This window comes from Burkholderia sp. IO2, from assembly GCF_029522185.1.
Taxonomy (GTDB): domain Bacteria; phylum Pseudomonadota; class Gammaproteobacteria; order Burkholderiales; family Burkholderiaceae; genus Burkholderia; species Burkholderia cenocepacia.
Genome location: NZ_JAKWFH010000011.1, coordinates 139,828 through 156,674 on the forward strand (window position 1 = coordinate 139,828; position 16,847 = coordinate 156,674).

17 protein-coding genes are annotated in these 16,847 nt (G+C 67.7%); 10 read left to right on the forward strand and 7 right to left on the reverse strand.

Going from position 1 to position 16,847, the window contains the following annotated elements; translation table 11 throughout:
• Nucleotides 1-20: 20 nt before the first annotated feature.
• The 3 genes from MMB92_RS09715 to MMB92_RS09725 form a co-directional block, all read right to left on the reverse strand.
• Complete coding sequence (locus MMB92_RS09715; RefSeq protein ID WP_011352303.1) at nucleotides 21-392, reverse strand: EamA family transporter; 372 nt, start codon at nucleotides 390-392, stop codon at nucleotides 21-23.
• 13 nt (nucleotides 393-405) lie between these two features.
• Nucleotides 406-2,082, reverse strand: coding sequence for a glycosyltransferase family 39 protein (locus tag MMB92_RS09720; protein WP_080331684.1), 1,677 nt, complete (start codon nucleotides 2,080-2,082; stop codon nucleotides 406-408).
• 123 nt (nucleotides 2,083-2,205) lie between these two features.
• Entirely contained in the window at nucleotides 2,206-2,580 is a 375-nt protein-coding gene (locus MMB92_RS09725) for an Mth938-like domain-containing protein (RefSeq protein WP_006482859.1), read from the reverse strand.
• A gap of 316 nt (nucleotides 2,581-2,896) precedes the next feature.
• Here MMB92_RS09725 and MMB92_RS09730 point away from each other — a divergent pair, with 316 nt between their 5' ends.
• The 6 genes from MMB92_RS09730 to MMB92_RS09755 all read left to right on the forward strand — a co-directional run bounded on the left by MMB92_RS09730 (nucleotide 2,897) and on the right by MMB92_RS09755 (nucleotide 9,240).
• Nucleotides 2,897-4,135: a pyridoxal phosphate-dependent aminotransferase gene (locus MMB92_RS09730; RefSeq protein ID WP_006482871.1), complete on the forward strand. Its 1,239-nt coding sequence runs from the start codon at nucleotides 2,897-2,899 to the stop codon at nucleotides 4,133-4,135.
• A 53-nt stretch (nucleotides 4,136-4,188) separates the two neighbouring features.
• The gene (locus MMB92_RS09735) at nucleotides 4,189-5,517 is read left to right on the forward strand and encodes a homoserine dehydrogenase (protein ID WP_006482858.1); all 1,329 of its coding nucleotides are present in this window, start codon (nucleotides 4,189-4,191) and stop codon (nucleotides 5,515-5,517) included.
• Between the two features lie 12 nt (nucleotides 5,518-5,529).
• The gene (thrC, locus tag MMB92_RS09740) at nucleotides 5,530-6,981 is read left to right on the forward strand and encodes a threonine synthase (protein ID WP_006482856.1); all 1,452 of its coding nucleotides are present in this window, start codon (nucleotides 5,530-5,532) and stop codon (nucleotides 6,979-6,981) included.
• A gap of 247 nt (nucleotides 6,982-7,228) precedes the next feature.
• Nucleotides 7,229-8,476, forward strand: a complete 1,248-nt coding sequence (gene glp / locus MMB92_RS09745) for a gephyrin-like molybdotransferase Glp (RefSeq protein WP_212066855.1) — start codon at nucleotides 7,229-7,231, stop codon at nucleotides 8,474-8,476.
• Nucleotides 8,477-8,495: 19 nt separating this feature from the next.
• On the forward strand, nucleotides 8,496-8,753 hold the full coding sequence (gene moaD, locus MMB92_RS09750; RefSeq protein ID WP_034201638.1) for a molybdopterin converting factor subunit 1: 258 nt from the start codon (nucleotides 8,496-8,498) through the stop codon (nucleotides 8,751-8,753).
• A 10-nt stretch (nucleotides 8,754-8,763) separates the two neighbouring features.
• Nucleotides 8,764-9,240 carry a molybdenum cofactor biosynthesis protein MoaE gene (locus tag MMB92_RS09755; RefSeq protein ID WP_006482862.1) on the forward strand — a complete coding sequence of 159 codons (477 nt, stop codon included), beginning with the start codon at nucleotides 8,764-8,766 and terminating at the stop codon, nucleotides 9,238-9,240.
• Nucleotides 9,241-9,302: 62 nt separating this feature from the next.
• Here the strand turns inward: MMB92_RS09755 and MMB92_RS09760 are convergent, their stop codons facing one another.
• Complete coding sequence (locus tag MMB92_RS09760; RefSeq protein ID WP_058901526.1) at nucleotides 9,303-9,863, reverse strand: group III truncated hemoglobin; 561 nt, start codon at nucleotides 9,861-9,863, stop codon at nucleotides 9,303-9,305.
• 253 nt (nucleotides 9,864-10,116) lie between these two features.
• On the opposite strand from MMB92_RS09760, the gene MMB92_RS09765 reads away from it, so the two are divergent.
• Both MMB92_RS09765 and clpB read left to right on the forward strand, forming a co-directional pair.
• A complete protein-coding gene (locus MMB92_RS09765) occupies nucleotides 10,117-10,635 on the forward strand; it encodes an Rrf2 family transcriptional regulator (protein ID WP_006484059.1) in 519 nt (172 codons plus the stop codon).
• Between the two features lie 145 nt (nucleotides 10,636-10,780).
• A complete protein-coding gene (gene clpB / locus MMB92_RS09770; RefSeq protein WP_006496391.1) occupies nucleotides 10,781-13,378 on the forward strand; it encodes an ATP-dependent chaperone ClpB in 2,598 nt (865 codons plus the stop codon).
• Nucleotides 13,379-13,507: 129 nt separating this feature from the next.
• Here the strand turns inward: clpB and MMB92_RS09775 are convergent, their stop codons facing one another.
• Entirely contained in the window at nucleotides 13,508-13,939 is a 432-nt protein-coding gene (locus MMB92_RS09775) for a YidB family protein (RefSeq protein WP_006484058.1), read from the reverse strand.
• Nucleotides 13,940-14,027: 88 nt separating this feature from the next.
• Nucleotides 14,028-14,639, reverse strand: coding sequence for a helix-hairpin-helix domain-containing protein (locus MMB92_RS09780; RefSeq protein WP_006496393.1), 612 nt, complete (start codon nucleotides 14,637-14,639; stop codon nucleotides 14,028-14,030).
• A 287-nt stretch (nucleotides 14,640-14,926) separates the two neighbouring features.
• On the opposite strand from MMB92_RS09780, the gene MMB92_RS09785 reads away from it, so the two are divergent.
• Nucleotides 14,927-15,388, forward strand: a complete 462-nt coding sequence (locus MMB92_RS09785) for a MerR family transcriptional regulator (protein ID WP_006484054.1) — start codon at nucleotides 14,927-14,929, stop codon at nucleotides 15,386-15,388.
• Complete coding sequence (locus tag MMB92_RS09790; protein ID WP_034201641.1) at nucleotides 15,372-15,806, forward strand: carboxymuconolactone decarboxylase family protein; 435 nt, start codon at nucleotides 15,372-15,374, stop codon at nucleotides 15,804-15,806. Before MMB92_RS09785 ends, MMB92_RS09790 begins: the two co-directional genes overlap by 17 nt.
• A 19-nt stretch (nucleotides 15,807-15,825) precedes the next feature.
• On the opposite strand, the gene MMB92_RS09795 is transcribed toward MMB92_RS09790, so the two are convergent.
• On the reverse strand, nucleotides 15,826-16,847 hold a 1,022-nt coding region (locus MMB92_RS09795; protein WP_253602171.1), incomplete at its 5' end, for a sigma 54-interacting transcriptional regulator.

Below are 16,847 nucleotides of genomic sequence, written 5' to 3' on the forward strand. Positions count from 1 at the left end.
CTTAACGCCGCGCGCCGTGCTCAACTGCGCGCGAGCACGAGCACACCGATCAGGATGATGCCGATGCCGACGAGCCGCTGGACCGACAGCACCTCGCCGAACAGGTACCACGCCGCGAACGCGTTGACGACGTAGCCGAGCGACAGCATCGGGTACGCGATCGACACGTCGACCCGCGACAGCCCGACGATCCACACGACGACGCTCAGCACGTAGCAGCCGAGGCCGCCGATGATCGGCAACTGGGTCGCGATCTTCAGGCCGACCGGGATGATGTTCGCACGGCTGAATTCGAAGTGTCCTACGGCGTTGACGCCGGCTTTCAGCAGAAGTTGCGCACAGGCGTTGAGCATCACGCCGGTGATGATGCAGACGAACGAAACGGGGTTCATGCGGGAGGCGTCCTTACGATTGCGGTTTCTCGACGATCACGCGCCGGTTGTCGCGCGCGATCACGCGCATCGGCACGCCTTCCTTGACCAGCGCGTCGTACTGGCCGGGCGGCATGATCGCGAGCGCGTGGGTTTCCTGCTTCCAGCGCGTGATCCATTCGCCGACGGTCGGAATCCACTTGTTCGGCTCGACCGAGATCCCGAACGCGAGCTCGTCCTGGCGCTGCACCATGATCGTCGTGTGACCCATGTAGAACGGGAACGTGTGGTCGAGCATTTCGATCGAGTAGAACGGCGTGTCGGGCGGCAGCTTCGCCAGTTCGGCGCGCACGGCCGGCGCGAGCAGCGCGCCCGAGCTGTAGCGGCCGAACTCGTCGTGCCCGGTGCCGCCGATCGTGCCGAACACGAGCCATGCGGCGCCGAACGTGGCGAGCGCGGCGGCCACGCCCGCGCGACGGTTCAGCCACGCGGCCACGAGCGTCAGCGCGGCCGCGACCGCGAGGCCGGCGTACAGCCACATCTGGAACGCCCGGTACAGCGCGTTCGGCGTGCGGGCGTCGCCCTGGTACGCGAGGAAGACGATCCCGAACGCCGCGGCGACGAAAAACACGAGGTAGCCGAGCAGGTGGCGACGGAAGCGGTCGGCCGTCATCAGCGGCAGGTACGCGCCGATGATCAGCGCGAGCGCCGGCGCGACCGGCAGCACGTACGAGATCAGCTTCGAATGCGACGCGCTGAAGAACAGGAAGATGAACGCGCTCCAGATCAGCAGCACGAGCATCGGCGCGAAGCCGTTCGGCTGGCGCGGCATCCGCACCGCATGGCGGATGCTCTGCCACGCGACCGACAGCCACGGCAGGAAGCCGACCAGCAGCACGGGCACGAAGTAGTACAGCGGACCCGGGCGGTTCTGTTCCGGGGTCAGGTACCGGCGGAACTGCTGGACGATGAAGAAGAAGTTGAAGAACTCGGGGTTGCGCTGCTGGACGAGCACGAACCACGGCGTGACGATCGCGAAGAAGATCACGAGGCCGCTGACCAGGTACAGGCGCTTCCACAGCGCCCAGTCGCGCGCGATCAGCGTGTACAGCACGAGCACGGCGCCGGGCAGGATCAGGCCGACGAGGCCCTTGGACAGCACCGCGAACGCCATCGCGGCCCAGCACGCCCACATCCAGCCGCGCACCGCGGCCGGGCGCAGCCCGGGCCGCTGCGCGAGCAGCAGCGAGCAGAGCGACAGCGCCATCCAGAACGCGAGCCCCATGTCGAGCGCGTTGAAGTGGCCCATCAGGTTCCAGTACGGCGAGCTGGCCAGCACGACGGCGGCGAGGAAGCCCGACAGCGGGTTGAACAGGCGCGCGCCGGTGTAGCCGACGAGCAGCACGCCGGCGAAGCTGGCCACGGCGGTATAGAGGCGCGCCTGCCATTCGCCGATGCCGAACCACGCGAACGTCAGCGCGTTCAGCCAGGTCTGCAGCGGCGGCTTCTCGAAGTACTTGTAACCGTTGTAGCGCGGCGTGATCCAGTCGCCGGTGACGAACATCTCGCGCGCCATTTCCGCGTAGCGGCCTTCGTCGCTCGGGATCAGGTGGCGCAGCCCGAGCGGCGCGAACCAGACGATCGCGAGCGCGACGAGCAGGAGGACGAGCGTGATGCGATTGAGCGGTAGCCTCGACGGCGTATCGTTCATGGGTTTTCAGCCTGTTGGTTGTTGTGACGGGCCGCCGGCGGGTGGCGCCGGGGGCGGGCGGCCTGGCCGGGCCGATCGGGGGATCGACCCGCTGCGCCGGCCCGAGTTTTACCGCATCGGGGATTAACGTTCAATTAAGAGCGCGGCGGCGACTTTGCGGCCCTCGGCCATCAGGATGTTGTAGGTGCGGCAGGCGGCCTGGAAATCCATCGTTTCGACGCCGATCCGCTGCGCGGTGAGCGCCGCGACGAGCCGCGGGTGGGGGAAGCGCAGCCGCGCGCCGCTGCCGAAGATCACGAGCTCGGGCGTCGGCTCGAGCAGCATCGCGAAATGCTCGGGCGCGAGCGCGTCGAACGACGACACGGGCCAGGCCTGGACCGGCGCGCCGGGCAGCACGATGACGCTCGTTTCGTGGCGTTCGAGATTGACGTCGACATAATCGGGGCCGTAGCCGGTGACGGTGTTGAGCGCGCCGCTCGCGTCCTGGTGCAGTTTCAAATCGGTATTCCGCGGTTCCGTAGGGGAATGGATTGGCCGGGCCGTGCGGGCCCGGCTGGCCGGTTTCGCGCGCCCGGGCACGCGGGGACGCCTGACGGCGCGGGCCCGGCGCGGCTATGGTGCATTGCGAAAGTCGGCCAAAATCCGCTAAATTATAACTTTTTGGTCGCCCCCGGGCGCCACTTGCGTCGTGCGTCGCCACAAGCCGCGTCCGACCGCCGCTTTTTCCCAGTCTAGACAGCGCGCACAGACCGGCCGCTTTCCAGTTTTGATCCCGTCCCCCCGGCCGCAAGGCCAACCCAGGAACCGTGTCGTCGTGAAACCGATTCAGAAGTCGAACAAGCTGCTCAACGTCTGCTACGACATCCGTGGCCCGGTGCTCGAGCACGCGAAGCGCCTCGAGGAAGAAGGCCACCGCATCATCAAGCTGAACATCGGCAACCTCGCGCCGTTCGGTTTCGACGCGCCCGACGAGATCATCCAGGACATGATCCGCAACCTGCCGGCGTCGTCCGGCTATTCGGATTCGAAGGGCGTGTTCTCGGCGCGCAAGGCCGTGATGCACTACACGCAGGAAAAGGGCGTCGTCGGCGTCGGCCTCGACGACATCTACATCGGCAACGGCGCGTCCGAGCTGATCGTGATGGCGACCCAGGCGCTCCTGAACGACGGCGACGAAGTGCTGCTGCCCGCGCCCGACTACCCGCTGTGGACGGCGGCCGTGAGCCTGTCGGGCGGCACGCCGGTCCACTACGTGTGCGACGAGCAGAACGCGTGGATGCCCGATCTCGACGACATCCGCCGCAAGATCACGCCGAACACGAAGGCGATCGTCGTGATCAACCCGAACAATCCGACCGGCGCGCTTTATTCCGACGAATTGCTGCTGGAGCTGCTCGAGATCGCGCGCCAGCACGGGCTGATCGTGTTCGCCGACGAGGTCTACGACAAGATCGTCTACGACGGCCTCGAGCACACGGCGCTCGGTGCGCTGTCGGAGGACGTGATCACCGTCACGTTCAACAGCCTGTCGAAGAGCTATCGCTCGTGCGGCTACCGCGCGGGCTGGATGGCCGTGTCGGGCCTCGGCGGCGACAACCGCCGGCGCGCGAAGGATTACCTCGAGGGGCTCGGCATCCTGTCGTCGATGCGCCTGTGCGCGAACGTGCCCGGCCAGTTCGCGATCCAGACGGCGCTCGGCGGCTACCAGAGCATCAACGAGCTGATCGTGCCGAGCGGGCGCCTGTACAAGCAGCGCGAACTCGCGTATGACATGCTGACGTCGATCCCGGGCGTGACCTGCGTGAAACCGCAGGCCGCGCTGTACATGTTCCCGCGCCTCGACCCGAAGCTCTATCCGATCCAGAACGACCAGCAGTTCATTCTCGACCTGTTGCTCGAGGAGCGCGTGCTGCTCGTCCAGGGCACGGGTTTCAACTGGACGACGCCCGACCACTTCCGCGTGGTCTTCCTGCCGAACCTCGACGACCTGACCGATTCGATCAACCGGATCGCACGCTTCCTCGACGGCTACCGCAAGCGCCATTCGGTCTGAGCGGGCAGGACCACACGGAACTCACTACTTCTTACTCATCGATCACACGCAGCATGGAACCGATCAAAGTTGGCCTGTTGGGCTTCGGCACGGTGGGCAGCGGCACCTTCACGGTGCTGCGCCGCAACCAGGAAGAAATCAAGCGACGCGCGGGGCGCGGCATCGAGGTGGCGCGCATTGCCGTGCGCAACCCGGCCAAGGCGCAGGCTGCGCTCGGCGGTGACGCCGCCGCCGCGCAGATCACCGACGATTTCAACGCGGTCGTCGACGATCCGTCGATCGCGATCATCGCCGAGATGATCGGCGGCACGGGTATCGCGCGCGAGCTCGTGCTGCGCGCGATCGCGAACGGCAAGCACGTCGTGACGGCGAACAAGGCGCTGCTCGCGGTGCACGGCACCGAGATCTTCGAAGCCGCGCGCGAGAAGGGCGTGATGGTCGCGTTCGAGGCGGCCGTCGCCGGCGGCATCCCGATCATCAAGGCGCTGCGCGAAGGCCTGACCGCGAACCGCATCCAGTACATCGCCGGCATCATCAACGGCACGACCAACTACATCCTGTCGGAAATGCGCGACCGCGGGCTCGACTTCGCGACCGCGCTGAAGGCCGCGCAGGAGCTCGGCTACGCGGAAGCCGATCCGACCTTCGACATCGAAGGCGTCGACGCCGCGCACAAGGCGACGATCATGAGCGCGATCGCGTTCGGCGTGCCGGTGCAGTTCGACCGCGCGTACGTCGAGGGCATCAGCAAGCTCGACGCGACCGACATCCGCTACGCGGAGGAGCTCGGCTACCGGATCAAGCTGCTCGGCATCACGCGCCGCGCCGAAAACGGCATCGAGCTGCGCGTGCACCCGACGCTGATTCCGGAAAAGCGCCTGCTCGCGAACGTCGAGGGCGCGATGAACGCGGTCGTCGTGCACGGCGACGCAGTCGGCACGACGCTGTACTACGGCAAGGGCGCGGGCGCGGAGCCGACCGCGTCGGCCGTCGTCGCGGATCTCGTCGACGTCACGCGCCTGCACACGGCCGACCCCGAGCATCGCGTGCCGCATCTCGCGTTCCAGCCGGACAGCCTGTCGAACACGCCGATCTTGCCGATCGAGGAAGTGACGAGCGGCTACTACCTGCGCCTGCGCGTCGCCGACCAGACCGGCGTGCTCGCCGCGATTACGCGCATCCTCGCCGAATCGGGCATCTCGATCGACGCGCTGCTGCAGAAGGAATCGGAGCAGATCGACGGCGCGAACGGCGAGACCGACATCATCCTGATCACGCACGAGACGGTCGAGAAGAACGTCAACGCGGCGATCGCGCAGATCGAGAGCCTGGCGACGGTGGTCTCGAAGGTCACGAAGCTGCGCATGGAAGCGCTGAACTGAGCCGAGGACGACATGAACTACATTTCCACGCGCGGCGCCGGCATCGGCGAGCGCCATACGTTCTCCGACATCCTGCTCGGCGGTCTCGCGAAGGACGGCGGGCTCTACCTGCCTGCCGAGTATCCGAAGGTGTCGGCCGACGAGCTCGCGCGCTGGCGTACGCTGTCGTACGCGGATCTCGCGTTCGAGATCCTGTCGAAGTTCTGCGACGACGTGCCGGCCGACGACCTGCGCGCGATCACGCGCCGCACGTACACGGCCGCCGTGTACAGCAACACGCGCCACGGCGAGAACGCGTCCGACATCACGCCGCTGAAGACGCTCGGCACCGAGCACGGCGCGGCGCTGTCGCTGCTCGAACTGTCGAACGGCCCGACGCTCGCGTTCAAGGACATGGCGATGCAGCTGCTCGGCAACCTGTTCGAGTACACGCTCGCGAAGCACGGTGAAGCGCTGAACATCCTCGGCGCGACGTCGGGCGACACCGGCAGCGCGGCCGAGTACGCGATGCGCGGCAAGGCCGGCGTGCGCGTGTTCATGCTGTCGCCGCACAAGAAGATGAGCGCGTTCCAGACGGCGCAGATGTTCAGCCTGCAGGATCCGAACATCTTCAACCTCGCGGTCGAAGGCGTGTTCGACGATTGCCAGGACATCGTGAAGGCCGTGTCGAACGATCATGCATTCAAGGCGCAGCAGAAGATCGGCACCGTCAACTCGATCAACTGGGCGCGTGTCGTCGCGCAGGTCGTCTACTACTTCAAGGGCTACTTCGCGGCGACGCAGTCCAACGACGAGCGCGTGTCGTTCACGGTGCCGTCGGGCAACTTCGGCAACGTCTGCGCGGGCCACATCGCGCGGATGATGGGGCTGCCGATCGCGAAGCTGGTGGTCGCGACCAACGAAAACGACGTGCTCGACGAGTTCTTCCGCACGGGCGCGTATCGCGTGCGCAGCGCCGAGAACACCTATCACACGAGCAGCCCGAGCATGGACATCTCGAAGGCGTCGAACTTCGAGCGCTTCGTGTTCGACCTGCTCGGCCGCGATCCGGCCCGCGTGATGCAGCTGTTCCGCGACGTCGAGGAGAAGGGCGGCTTCGATCTCGCGGCGAGCGGCGATTTCGCGCGCGTCGCCGAATTCGGTTTCGTGTCGGGCCGCAGCAGCCACACCGACCGCATCGCGACGATCCGCGACGTGTTCTCGCGCTACGACACGATGATCGACACGCATACGGCCGACGGCGTGAAGGTCGCGCGCGAGCACCTGGAAGCCGGCGTGCCGATGGTCGTGCTCGAGACGGCGCAGCCGATCAAGTTCGGCGAGACGATCCGCGAAGCGCTCGACCGCGAAGCCGAGCGGCCGGCCGCATTCGACGGGCTCGAGGCGCTGCCGCAGCGCTTCGAGGTCGTGAAGGCCGACGCGCAGCAGGTGAAGGACTTCATCGCCGCCCATACGGGCGCATGACGCACGGCCGGGCCCGCAGGCCCGGCGGCGCAGGACGGCCGGAACGCCGATTCGTCGAACGGATCGGGGTTCCGGCCGTTTCGTTTGGTTCGCGGGCTCGGCATCCGGGCATCGTTCTCCGCGCGAAACAAGTGCCAGACCCGCGCGTTCGCGCCGATCACAGTCTTCGCATGCGCGCCATATCGCGCGTGCGCGTGACGGCGTCGCTACAATGACGGTTTGATTCCAACGATCCCCGATTCCATCGATGTCGAACCCGAATCCCGCGGCGCCGCGCGCGCCAATGCTGTCGACCGCCGAGGCGCTCGCCGCGCTGCTCGATGCCGCGAAGCCGCTGTCCGGCGCCGAAACCGTCGCCACGCTCGACGCGCTCGGCCGCGTGCTGGCGGCCGACGTCAGGTCGCCGCTCGACGTGCCGCCGATGCACACGAGCGCGATGGACGGCTATGCGGTGCGCGTCGCCGACCTGCTGCACGGCGATCGGCGGTTGCCGGTGTCGCAGCGCATTCCGGCTGGCCATCCGGCGCAACCGCTCGCGGCCGGCACGGCCGCGCGGATCTTCACCGGCGCGACGGTGCCGCCCGGCGCCGACGCGGTCGTGATGCAGGAGCAGGCGTCGGCCGACGGCGACGCGGTCGAGATCCTGCACACGCCGAAGGCCGGTGAATGGATCACCGCGCAGGGCGCGGACATCCGCCAGGGGGCGGTGATCCTGCCGGCCGGCACGCGGCTCACGCCGCAGGCGCTGGGTCTCGCCGCATCGGTCGGCTGCGCGCAGCTGTCGGTCGCGCGGCGGATTCGCGTGGCGGTGTTCTTCACCGGCGACGAACTGACGATGCCCGGCGAGCCGCTGAAACCCGGCGCGATCTACAACTCGAACCGCTTCACGCTGCGCGGGCTGCTGGAGCGGCTGGGCTGTCACGTGACCGACTACGGCATCGTGCCCGACTCGCTGGCCGCGACCCGCGACACGCTGCGGGAGGCCGCCCGCGATCACGACGTGATCCTGACGAGCGGCGGCGTGTCGGTCGGCGACGAGGATCACGTGAAGCCGGCCGTCGAGGCGGAAGGGCGGCTCGCGCTGTGGCAGATCGCGATGAAGCCCGGCAAGCCGCTCGCGTATGGTGCCGTGCGCCGCGGCGACGAGCGCGCCGACGCGCATTTCATCGGGCTGCCCGGCAACCCGGTCTCGAGCTTCGTCACGTTCCTGCTGTTCGTGCGGCCGTTCCTGCTGCGCCTGTCCGGCGTGCGCGACGTCGCGCCGCGCGCGTTGTCGCTGCGTGCCGATTTTTCGCAGAGCAAGGGCGACCGGCGCAACGAATTCCTGCGTGCGCGCGTGAATGCGGCCGGCGGCCTCGACCTGTTCCCGAACCAGAGCTCGGCCGTGCTCACGTCGACGGTCTGGGGCGACGGCCTGATCGACAATCCGCCGCAGCACGCGATCAGCGCCGGCGAGACCGTGCGTTTCATTCCGTTTTCCGAACTGCTGTCGTAACGCGGCGGCTTCCCGAACCATGAAGATTCAGCTGAAATTTTTTGCAAGCGTGCGCGAAGCGCTGGGCGTCGCCGATGAAGAAGCCAACGTACCGGACGGCGTGACGACCGTCGGTGACGTGCGCGCGTGGCTGCGCGTGCGCGGCGGCGCGTGGGCCGACACGCTCGCCGAAGGGCGCGCGTTGCGCATGGCGTGCAACCACGAGATGACCGATCCCGACACGCGGCTCACCGAAGGCTGCGAGGTCGCGTTCTTTCCGCCGGTGACGGGCGGTTGAGGGCCGGGCGATGGCAACGGTACGAGTCCAGACCGACGATTTCGATCTGAATGCCGAAGTGGCGGCATTGCGGGCGCGCAACCCGAAGATCGGTGCGGTCGCGTGCTTCGTCGGCACGGTGCGCGACCTGAACGAAGGCGAGTCGGTCGCCGCGATGGAGCTCGAGCACTATCCCGGAATGACCGAGAAGGCGCTCGAGAAGATCGCGGCCGAGGCCGGCCGGCGCTGGCCGGGCATCGACGTCGCGATCGTGCATCGCGTCGGCAGGCTGTTGCCGCTCGACCAGATCGTGATGGTCGCGACGGTCGCGTCGCACCGCGGCGATGCGTTTGCATCGTGCGAATTCGTGATGGATTACCTGAAGACCGAAGCGCCGTTCTGGAAGAAGGAAACGACGCCCGACGGCGAGCGCTGGGTCGATGCGCGCAGCACCGACGACGCCGCGCTCGCGCGCTGGGGCGTCGAGTCGGGCAACACGCGGCGCTGAGCGCGGCGCGCGAACGATGCGGCGATGTGCCGCATGCGCGCGAGCGCCGCGGGTGACGGGCGTTACGCGTCCGGGTCGACGCTGCGCCCGATGATCTTGGTCGGAAACGGCTCGCCGCGGGCCCGCGACGGCAACGCGTGCGGATCGTCGCCCGCGTCGCGACGGCGCGGCGCGATCGCGTCGAGCAGCGCCTGCTGCTCGGGCGGAATCTGGTAATCCCAGCCGAACCGGCTCAACTGCAGGCTCTGCGCGATCCGCAGCGCGGGCTCCATGAAACGGAGCGCCGCCGGCGGCGCGTAGCGCGCTTCGACGGTTTTCAGGAACAGCGACAGCCAGCGGCTGAAGTGGGCCGGCTCGATCCCGTCGAGCGGCTGGTGCGCCTGCTGCACGTTGCCGCGATAGCCCTTGGTGCCGAGCACGAGGCTCGACCAGAACGTCACCATCTTCGGCAGATGATCGTCCCAGCGGCCGGCCAGCTTCGCGTCGAACACGGGTCCGAGCAGCGGATCGGCGCGCACGCGGTCGTAGAACGCGTAGACGAGATCGCGGATGTTGTCTTCGGTCGGCTCGGCGTCGCGGGGGCGGGCCGGTGCGGATTCGGGCGAGGTGGGCAGGGCAGTCATGACGAAAATGGCCGGTGGATCGGGGCAGCGACGGCGCGGCGGCACGGGTGACGAGCAGGACGCCGGCCGGATTTTGACGCAAAATAGCGTCCAATAACCCCTGGAAAACGTGTAGATGTCACGCATCTTATTGCGCGCACGCGATCCCGGCAACCCGGGGCCGCGCAACGGCACCATCGATCGGCCCCTGCACGCATCGCGATCGGCTCGGTTCAGGTAATCGGGGCACGATCGATCTTTTCCGTATTCGCTCATGAGACTCACCGACTACACCGACTATTCGCTGCGCGTGATGCTGTACCTGGCCGTGCGCGGCGAGGGGCTCGCGACGATCCAGGAGATCTCGGACGCCTACGGCATCTCGAAGAACCATCTGATGAAAGTGGTGCAGCAGCTCGGCGAGCTGGGCTGGGTCGACACCGTTCGCGGCCGTAACGGCGGGTTGCGGCTGTTCGCCGATTCGCTGCAACTGACGGTCGGCCAGGTGGTGCGGGCGACCGAAAACGACTTCGCGCTGGTCGGTTGCTTTTCGCCCGACGACAGCGAGTCGCGCGGCTGCGTGATCGAGCCGCAGTGCCGGCTGAAGGGCGTGCTCGCGGCCGCGCGCGATGCCTTCTTCGCGGAGCTCGATCGTCACACGATCGGCGAACTGGCCGAGCCTGCGTCGCCGCTCGTGGCGCTGCTCGGCATTCGCCCGGTCGCGCTCGTGCGTGCGGCGCCGGAGCCGGACGAGGTGTCGGCGGCCGCCGAGCCGTCGTCCAAGGCCCACTGACACGCGGGCGCCGCCCATCCCGTCACGCCGCCGGCCGTTTTCAGGCGATCCGGCATTTTTTGCGCTGAATCAACCCGAATTTCGCTTGAAAGCCGCATAACCATCCTCATCTTGGTGTTAATCGAAAATTGGAGGTCTCGACTAAATGAGAATCGACAAGCTCACCACCAAGTTCCAGGAAGCACTCGCGGACGCGCAAAGCCTCGCGGCAGGCCGCGACAATCAATACATCGAACCCGTTCACGTCCTCGCGGCGCTGGTCGCGCAACAGGACGGCTCGGCCCGCTCGCTGATGTCGCGTGCGGGCGTGCACGTGCAGGCGCTGCAAGGCGCGCTGAACGAAGCCATCTCGCGCCTGCCGCAGGTGACGGGTACGGGCGGCGACATCCAGATCGGCCGTGAGTTGGCCGGGCTGCTGAACCAGGCCGACAAGGAAGCGCAGAAGCTCAACGACACGTTCATCGCGAGCGAGATGTTCCTGCTCGCGGTGTCCGACGACAAGGGCGATGCCGGCAAGCTCGCGCGTCAGCACGGCCTCACGCGCAAGGCGCTGGAAGCCGCGATCGCCGCGGTGCGCGGCGGCTCGCAGGTGCACAGCCAGGATGCGGAAAGCCAGCGCGAGGCGCTGAAGAAATACACGGTCGACCTGACCGAGCGCGCCCGCGCGGGCAAGCTCGATCCGGTGATCGGCCGCGACGACGAAATCCGCCGCTCGATCCAGATCCTGCAGCGCCGCACCAAGAACAACCCGGTGCTGATCGGCGAGCCGGGCGTCGGCAAGACGGCGATCGTCGAAGGGCTCGCGCAGCGGATCGTCAACGGCGAAGTGCCCGAGACGCTGAAGGGCAAGCGCGTGCTGTCGCTCGACATGGCCGCGCTGCTCGCCGGCGCGAAGTATCGCGGCGAGTTCGAGGAGCGCCTGAAGGCGGTGCTCAACGACATCGCGAAGGACGAAGGCCAGACGATCGTCTTCATCGACGAGATCCACACGATGGTCGGCGCGGGCAAGGCCGAAGGCGCGATGGACGCGGGCAACATGCTGAAGCCGGCGCTGTCGCGCGGCGAGCTGCACTGCATCGGCGCGACCACGCTCGACGAATACCGCAAGTACATCGAGAAGGACGCCGCGCTCGAGCGCCGCTTCCAGAAGGTGCTCGTCGACGAGCCGAGCGTCGAGGCGACGATCGCGATCCTGCGCGGGCTGCAGGAGAAGTACGAACTGCACCACGGCGTCGACATCACCGACCCGGCGATCGTCGCCGCGGCCGAGCTGTCGCACCGCTACATCACCGACCGCTTCCTGCCCGACAAGGCGATCGACCTGATCGACGAAGCCGCTTCGAAGATCAAGATGGAAATCGATTCGAAGCCCGAAGAGATGGACAAGCTCGACCGTCGTCTGATCCAGCTGAAGATCGAGCGCGAAGCCGTGAAGAAGGAGCAGGACGAAGCGTCGCAGAAGCGCCTGCAGCTGATCGAGGAAGAGATCGAACGCCTCGGCCGCGAATATGCGGACCTGGAAGAGATCTGGACCGCCGAGAAGGCCGCGGTGCAGGGCAGCGCGCAGCTCAAGGAAGAGATCGAGAAGGTGCGGGCGGACATCGCGCGCCTGCAGCGTGAAGGCAAGCTCGAGAAGGTCGCCGAGCTGCAGTACGGCAAGCTGCCGCAGCTCGAGTCGCAACTGAAGCAGGTCACGCAGGCCGAAGAGCAGGAGCAGCACAACCCGACGCGCCCGCGCCTGCTGCGCACGCAGGTCGGCGCCGAGGAAATCGCGGAAGTCGTGTCGCGTTCGACGGGGATTCCCGTGTCGCGGATGATGCAGGGCGAACGCGAGAAGCTGCTGCACATCGAGGAAAAGCTGCATGAGCGCGTGGTCGGCCAGGACGAGGCGATCAGCGCGGTGGCCGATGCGATCCGTCGGTCGCGCGCGGGTCTCGCCGATCCGAACCGTCCGTACGGCTCGTTCCTGTTCCTCGGCCCGACGGGGGTCGGCAAGACCGAGCTGTGCAAGGCGCTGGCGTCGTTCCTGTTCGATTCGGAAGAGCACCTGATCCGCATCGACATGAGCGAGTTCATGGAGAAGCACAGCGTCGCGCGGCTGATCGGCGCGCCGCCCGGCTATGTCGGCTACGAGGAAGGCGGCTACCTGACGGAAGCCGTGCGCCGCAAGCCGTACAGCGTGATCCTGCTCGACGAGATCGAGAAGGCGCATCCGGACGTGTTCAACGTGCTGCTGCAGGTGCTCGACGACGGCCGCATGACGGACGGGCAGGGGCGCACGGTCGACTTCAAGAACACGGTCATCGTGATGACGTCGAACCTCGGCTCGCAGGTGATCCAGGCCATGACCGGCTCGCCGCAGGACGAGATCAAGGACGCCGTGTGGCTCGAGGTGAAGCAGCATTTCCGCCCCGAGTTCCTGAACCGGATCGACGACGTCGTCGTGTTCCATGCGCTCGACCGCAGCAACATCGAGTCGATCGCGAAGATCCAGTTGGCGCGCCTGCACGACCGGCTTGCGAAGCTGGACATGGCGCTCGACGTGTCGCCCGCTGCGCTCGAACAGATCGCGAAGGTCGGCTACGATCCGGTGTTCGGTGCGCGGCCGCTGAAGCGCGCGATCCAGCAGGAGATCGAGAACCCGGTCGCGAAGCTGATCCTCGCCGGCCGCTTCGGTCCGAAGGACGTGATCCCGGTCGACGTCAACGACGGCCAGTTCGTGTTCGACCGCGTCGTGCACTGATCGCCTGCCATCGGCAGCGTGCCCGGTTCGCGCCGGGCGCGCAAAAACAAACACCCCGCCTCGGCGGGGTGTTTGCATATGGAGCGACCGAAACCGCTGCGCGGGATGTCGGCGCGCTGCGCGGCGGGCTTACGCCTGCTTGTTGCCGCCGAACATGCCGGCGAGTTGCGTCAGCGTGCCGAGCACGTTCGACGTGTCGACCTGGCCGCCGGCCGGCACTTCGCCGTTCGGCGTCGCGCCGTTGACGACGTGCGGCAGCACCTGCGCGAGGATCGACGACGCCTGCGACGGATCGATGCCGACCTTGCTCGCGAGCGAGCCGACGACGTCCGAGCCGAGCACGTTCTGCAGCGTATCGGCCGAGATCGGCTGGTTTTCGCCGGTGCCGACCCACGAACCGATGATCTCGCCGGCGCCGCCGGCCTTGAACTTCTCGATCAGCCCGTTCAGGCCGCCCGGCTGGTTGTTGATGAATTCGAGCGCGGTCGTGATCAGCGCGCTTTGGGAGTTGCCGCCGGCCTGGCCGCCGATCAGACCGCCAACGATGTCGAGGAGACCCATGGTTCTTCACCTTCACTGAAAAGGGCGCCGTGACGACGGCGCCCGTTGAACGAATGCCGCGCGCACGCCGTCGCGCGCGCGGCGCACATCAGGCGCCCGACGCCGCGGCGGCGGAGGCTGCCTTGTCCTTCTTGCTCTTCTTCTTCGAACCCTTCGTCGCCTTCGTGGACGACGCGGCCGCCGGTGCGCTCGCACCCGCGTCGGCGGATGCCGCCGCCGCCGCTGCCGCTTTTTCCTTCTTCGACGCACGCTTGGTCTTGGCCGGCTTGGCGGCCGCTTCCGGTGCGCTTGCCGTCGGCGCGGGCGCCGCGGTCGTCGTGCCGGCCGTCGCCGTCGTGGACGTCGACGCGGTGCCTGCCGACGTCGTGGTCGACGTGGTCGCGGACGTCGTCGCGGCCGGCTTCGACAGCTTCACGCCCTTCGGCGGCGTCGATGCGCCGCCGATCGTCAGGCCGTTTTCCTCGAGATGCCCGACCGACTTCGTGCCGAGGCCCTTCACGCGGTTCGCGAGATCGTCGGCGTCCTTGAACGGGCCGTTCTTGGTGCGTTCGTCGATGATCGCCTTCGACTTCACGGGCCCGAGCCCCTTCACGGATTCGAGCGCGGCCTGGTCAGCCGTGTTGACTTCGACGGCCGCGGCAAGGCCGGCGGCGAGCGACAGCGATAGCGCGACGAACAGCATCAGCAGCTTTTTCAGCATGGCAAAGGCTCCCTGGTTCTGACGGATGAATGGCTGTTGCAACGGATGACGACGCGCGAGGTGGCCGGGCGTCGCCGTTAAGCATAGGACAAATGCGTGCCCTTTTTAAGACAGGCTGACCGAATCTTGCTGAAGGCTTGCGGTGCTGTAAAGGCCGAAACCGGTGCCGGGGGCCGATTTTGACCATTCTTTACGGTGTCCGAGGGTGTGTCCCGGGAGAACGTCGCGCTGGCCGTCAGACAGGGCTTGACTTAGAGTGAACTCTAACTCCTAACCTCGTTCCTGCCATGTCGAAAACCGTATCCCAACCCTCCGCCGCCGGTCCGCTGACGATCGGGCAAGTCGCCGAACTGACGGGCGTGTCGACGCATACGTTGCGGTATTACGAGCAGGCCGGGCTGCTGCGCGCGATCTCGCGCACTGCGGCCGGGCACCGGCTCTATGCGCCGGCCGACCTTGACTGGCTGGCTTTCGTGATGCGCCTGAAGGCGACCGGCATGCCGATCGCGCAGATGCAGGCGTTCGCGGTGCTGCGCGAGCAGGGCGAGTCGACGTTCGGCGCGCGGCGCGACTTGCTGGTCGCGCATCGCGACGCGGTGCGCGCGCATATCGCGGAACTGCAGGCGAGCCTCGACGCGATCGGCGACAAGATCGCGTACTACGAGGCGCAGGAACGGGAAATGGAACGACGGGCGAATCCTTCTCACTCTTTACCGGAACAGGACGGACACGATGGAACGACTCGTTGAGGATCGCTACACGCGCGGCTGGAACAAGCTGAAGGAAATCGACGGCGAAGTGGGCGAGCGCGTGATCGCGGCGCTTGCGCCGATCGCACCGGACTTCGGACGGCTGCTGGTCGAATTCAGCTTCGGCGACATTTACAGCCGGCCGCAGCTCGACCTGAAGGCGCGCGAAATCGCGACGATCGCGGCGCTGGCCGCGCTCGGCAACGCACAGCCGCAACTGAAGGTGCATATCGAGGCCGCGCTGAACGTCGGCTGCACGCGCGACGAGATCGTCGAGGTGTTCATGCAGATGGCCGTGTATGCGGGGATGCCGGCTGCGCTCAACGCGCTGTTCGCCGCGCACGAGGTGTTCACGCGGCGCGACGCAGCGGCCGGCGTGGCAGACGACGCGAACGAAGCGGCCGGGCAGTCCGCATGACGGCGCGTGCGCCGGTGCGTCACGCGCGGTGCGGCGCGACGATCCGGTGCTTCGCGATGCGCCGGTACAGCGTCGCGCGCGAGATGCCGAGCGCCCGGGCGGCCGCGTCGGGCCGCCAGCGATGCGCGGTGAGCGCGGCGACGATGCGGCTGCGTTCATCGTCGGGCAGCGCGCCCGCCGGCGCGCCGCCGAGTTGCGCGGCGAGGTCGGCCGGCAGGTCGCGCCGCGTCACGCGCGCGGCGTCGCACACCGCGCACGCATAGCGCAGCACGTTGCGCAGTTGCCGCACGTTGCCCGGCCATGGGTAGGCGGCGAGCTGTTCGGCGAGCGTCGCGTCGAGCGTGAGCACGTGGCCGGTCGCCTGCGCTTCCTCGGCGAACACGGCGGCGATCACGTCGCGCACGTCCGCGCGTTCGCGCAGCGGCGGCAGGTCGAACGTCGCGCCGCTCAACCGGTAGTACAGATCCTCGCGGAACGTGCCGTCGGCCACCATCCGCGCGAGATCGCGGTGCGTCGCGCAGATCACGTCGAGATCGACGCGCACGGGCGTATCGCTGCCGAGCGGCACGACCTCGCCGTCGGCCAGCACGCGCAACAGGCGCGTCTGCAGCGCGAGCGGCATGTCGCCGATTTCATCGAGAAACAGCGTGCCGCCGTCGGCGAGCGCGATCTTGCCGCGCGCGCCGTGCTTGCGTGCGCCGGTGAATGCGCCGGCCGCGTAACCGAACAGTTCGCTCTCGATCAGCGCTTCGGGCAGCGCGCCGCAGTTGACGGCGACGAACGGCCGCGCGCGCCGCGCGCCGGCGTCGTGGATCGCGCGCGCGAATACTTCCTTGCCGGCGCCGGTCTCGCCGAGCACGAGAATCGGCAGCCGCTTGCTCGCGACGCGCAGCGCGAGTTCGGCCTGTTGCGCGATGCGCGGGTCGCTGCTGTGCAGGAACGGCGTCAGCGCGCCGACGTGACGCGGCGCGGCGCTGCCCGGGCGGCGCGATGCCGCGCCGGGCTCGCGGCCGGCGCGCCGTAGCGGCGCACGCAGCCGCG

Bases quoted from the DNA above. Each gene is read 5' to 3' on its own strand.
- MMB92_RS09715 (WP_011352303.1), bottom strand. From the start codon at position 392: ATGAACCCCGTTTCGTTCGTCTGCATCATCACCGGCGTGATGCTCAAC.
- MMB92_RS09720 (WP_080331684.1), bottom strand. From the start codon at position 2,082: ATGAACGATACGCCGTCGAGGCTACCGCTCAATCGCATCACGCTCGTC.
- MMB92_RS09735 (WP_006482858.1), top strand. From the start codon at position 4,189: ATGGAACCGATCAAAGTTGGCCTGTTGGGCTTCGGCACGGTGGGCAGC.
- thrC (WP_006482856.1), top strand. From the start codon at position 5,530: ATGAACTACATTTCCACGCGCGGCGCCGGCATCGGCGAGCGCCATACG.
- glp (WP_212066855.1), top strand. From the start codon at position 7,229: ATGTCGAACCCGAATCCCGCGGCGCCGCGCGCGCCAATGCTGTCGACC.
- moaD (WP_034201638.1), top strand. From the start codon at position 8,496: ATGAAGATTCAGCTGAAATTTTTTGCAAGCGTGCGCGAAGCGCTGGGC.
- MMB92_RS09755 (WP_006482862.1), top strand. From the start codon at position 8,764: ATGGCAACGGTACGAGTCCAGACCGACGATTTCGATCTGAATGCCGAA.
- MMB92_RS09760 (WP_058901526.1), bottom strand. From the start codon at position 9,863: ATGACTGCCCTGCCCACCTCGCCCGAATCCGCACCGGCCCGCCCCCGC.
- MMB92_RS09765 (WP_006484059.1), top strand. From the start codon at position 10,117: ATGAGACTCACCGACTACACCGACTATTCGCTGCGCGTGATGCTGTAC.
- clpB (WP_006496391.1), top strand. From the start codon at position 10,781: ATGAGAATCGACAAGCTCACCACCAAGTTCCAGGAAGCACTCGCGGAC.
- MMB92_RS09775 (WP_006484058.1), bottom strand. From the start codon at position 13,939: ATGGGTCTCCTCGACATCGTTGGCGGTCTGATCGGCGGCCAGGCCGGC.
- MMB92_RS09780 (WP_006496393.1), bottom strand. From the start codon at position 14,639: ATGCTGAAAAAGCTGCTGATGCTGTTCGTCGCGCTATCGCTGTCGCTC.
- MMB92_RS09785 (WP_006484054.1), top strand. From the start codon at position 14,927: ATGTCGAAAACCGTATCCCAACCCTCCGCCGCCGGTCCGCTGACGATC.
- MMB92_RS09790 (WP_034201641.1), top strand. From the start codon at position 15,372: ATGGAACGACTCGTTGAGGATCGCTACACGCGCGGCTGGAACAAGCTG.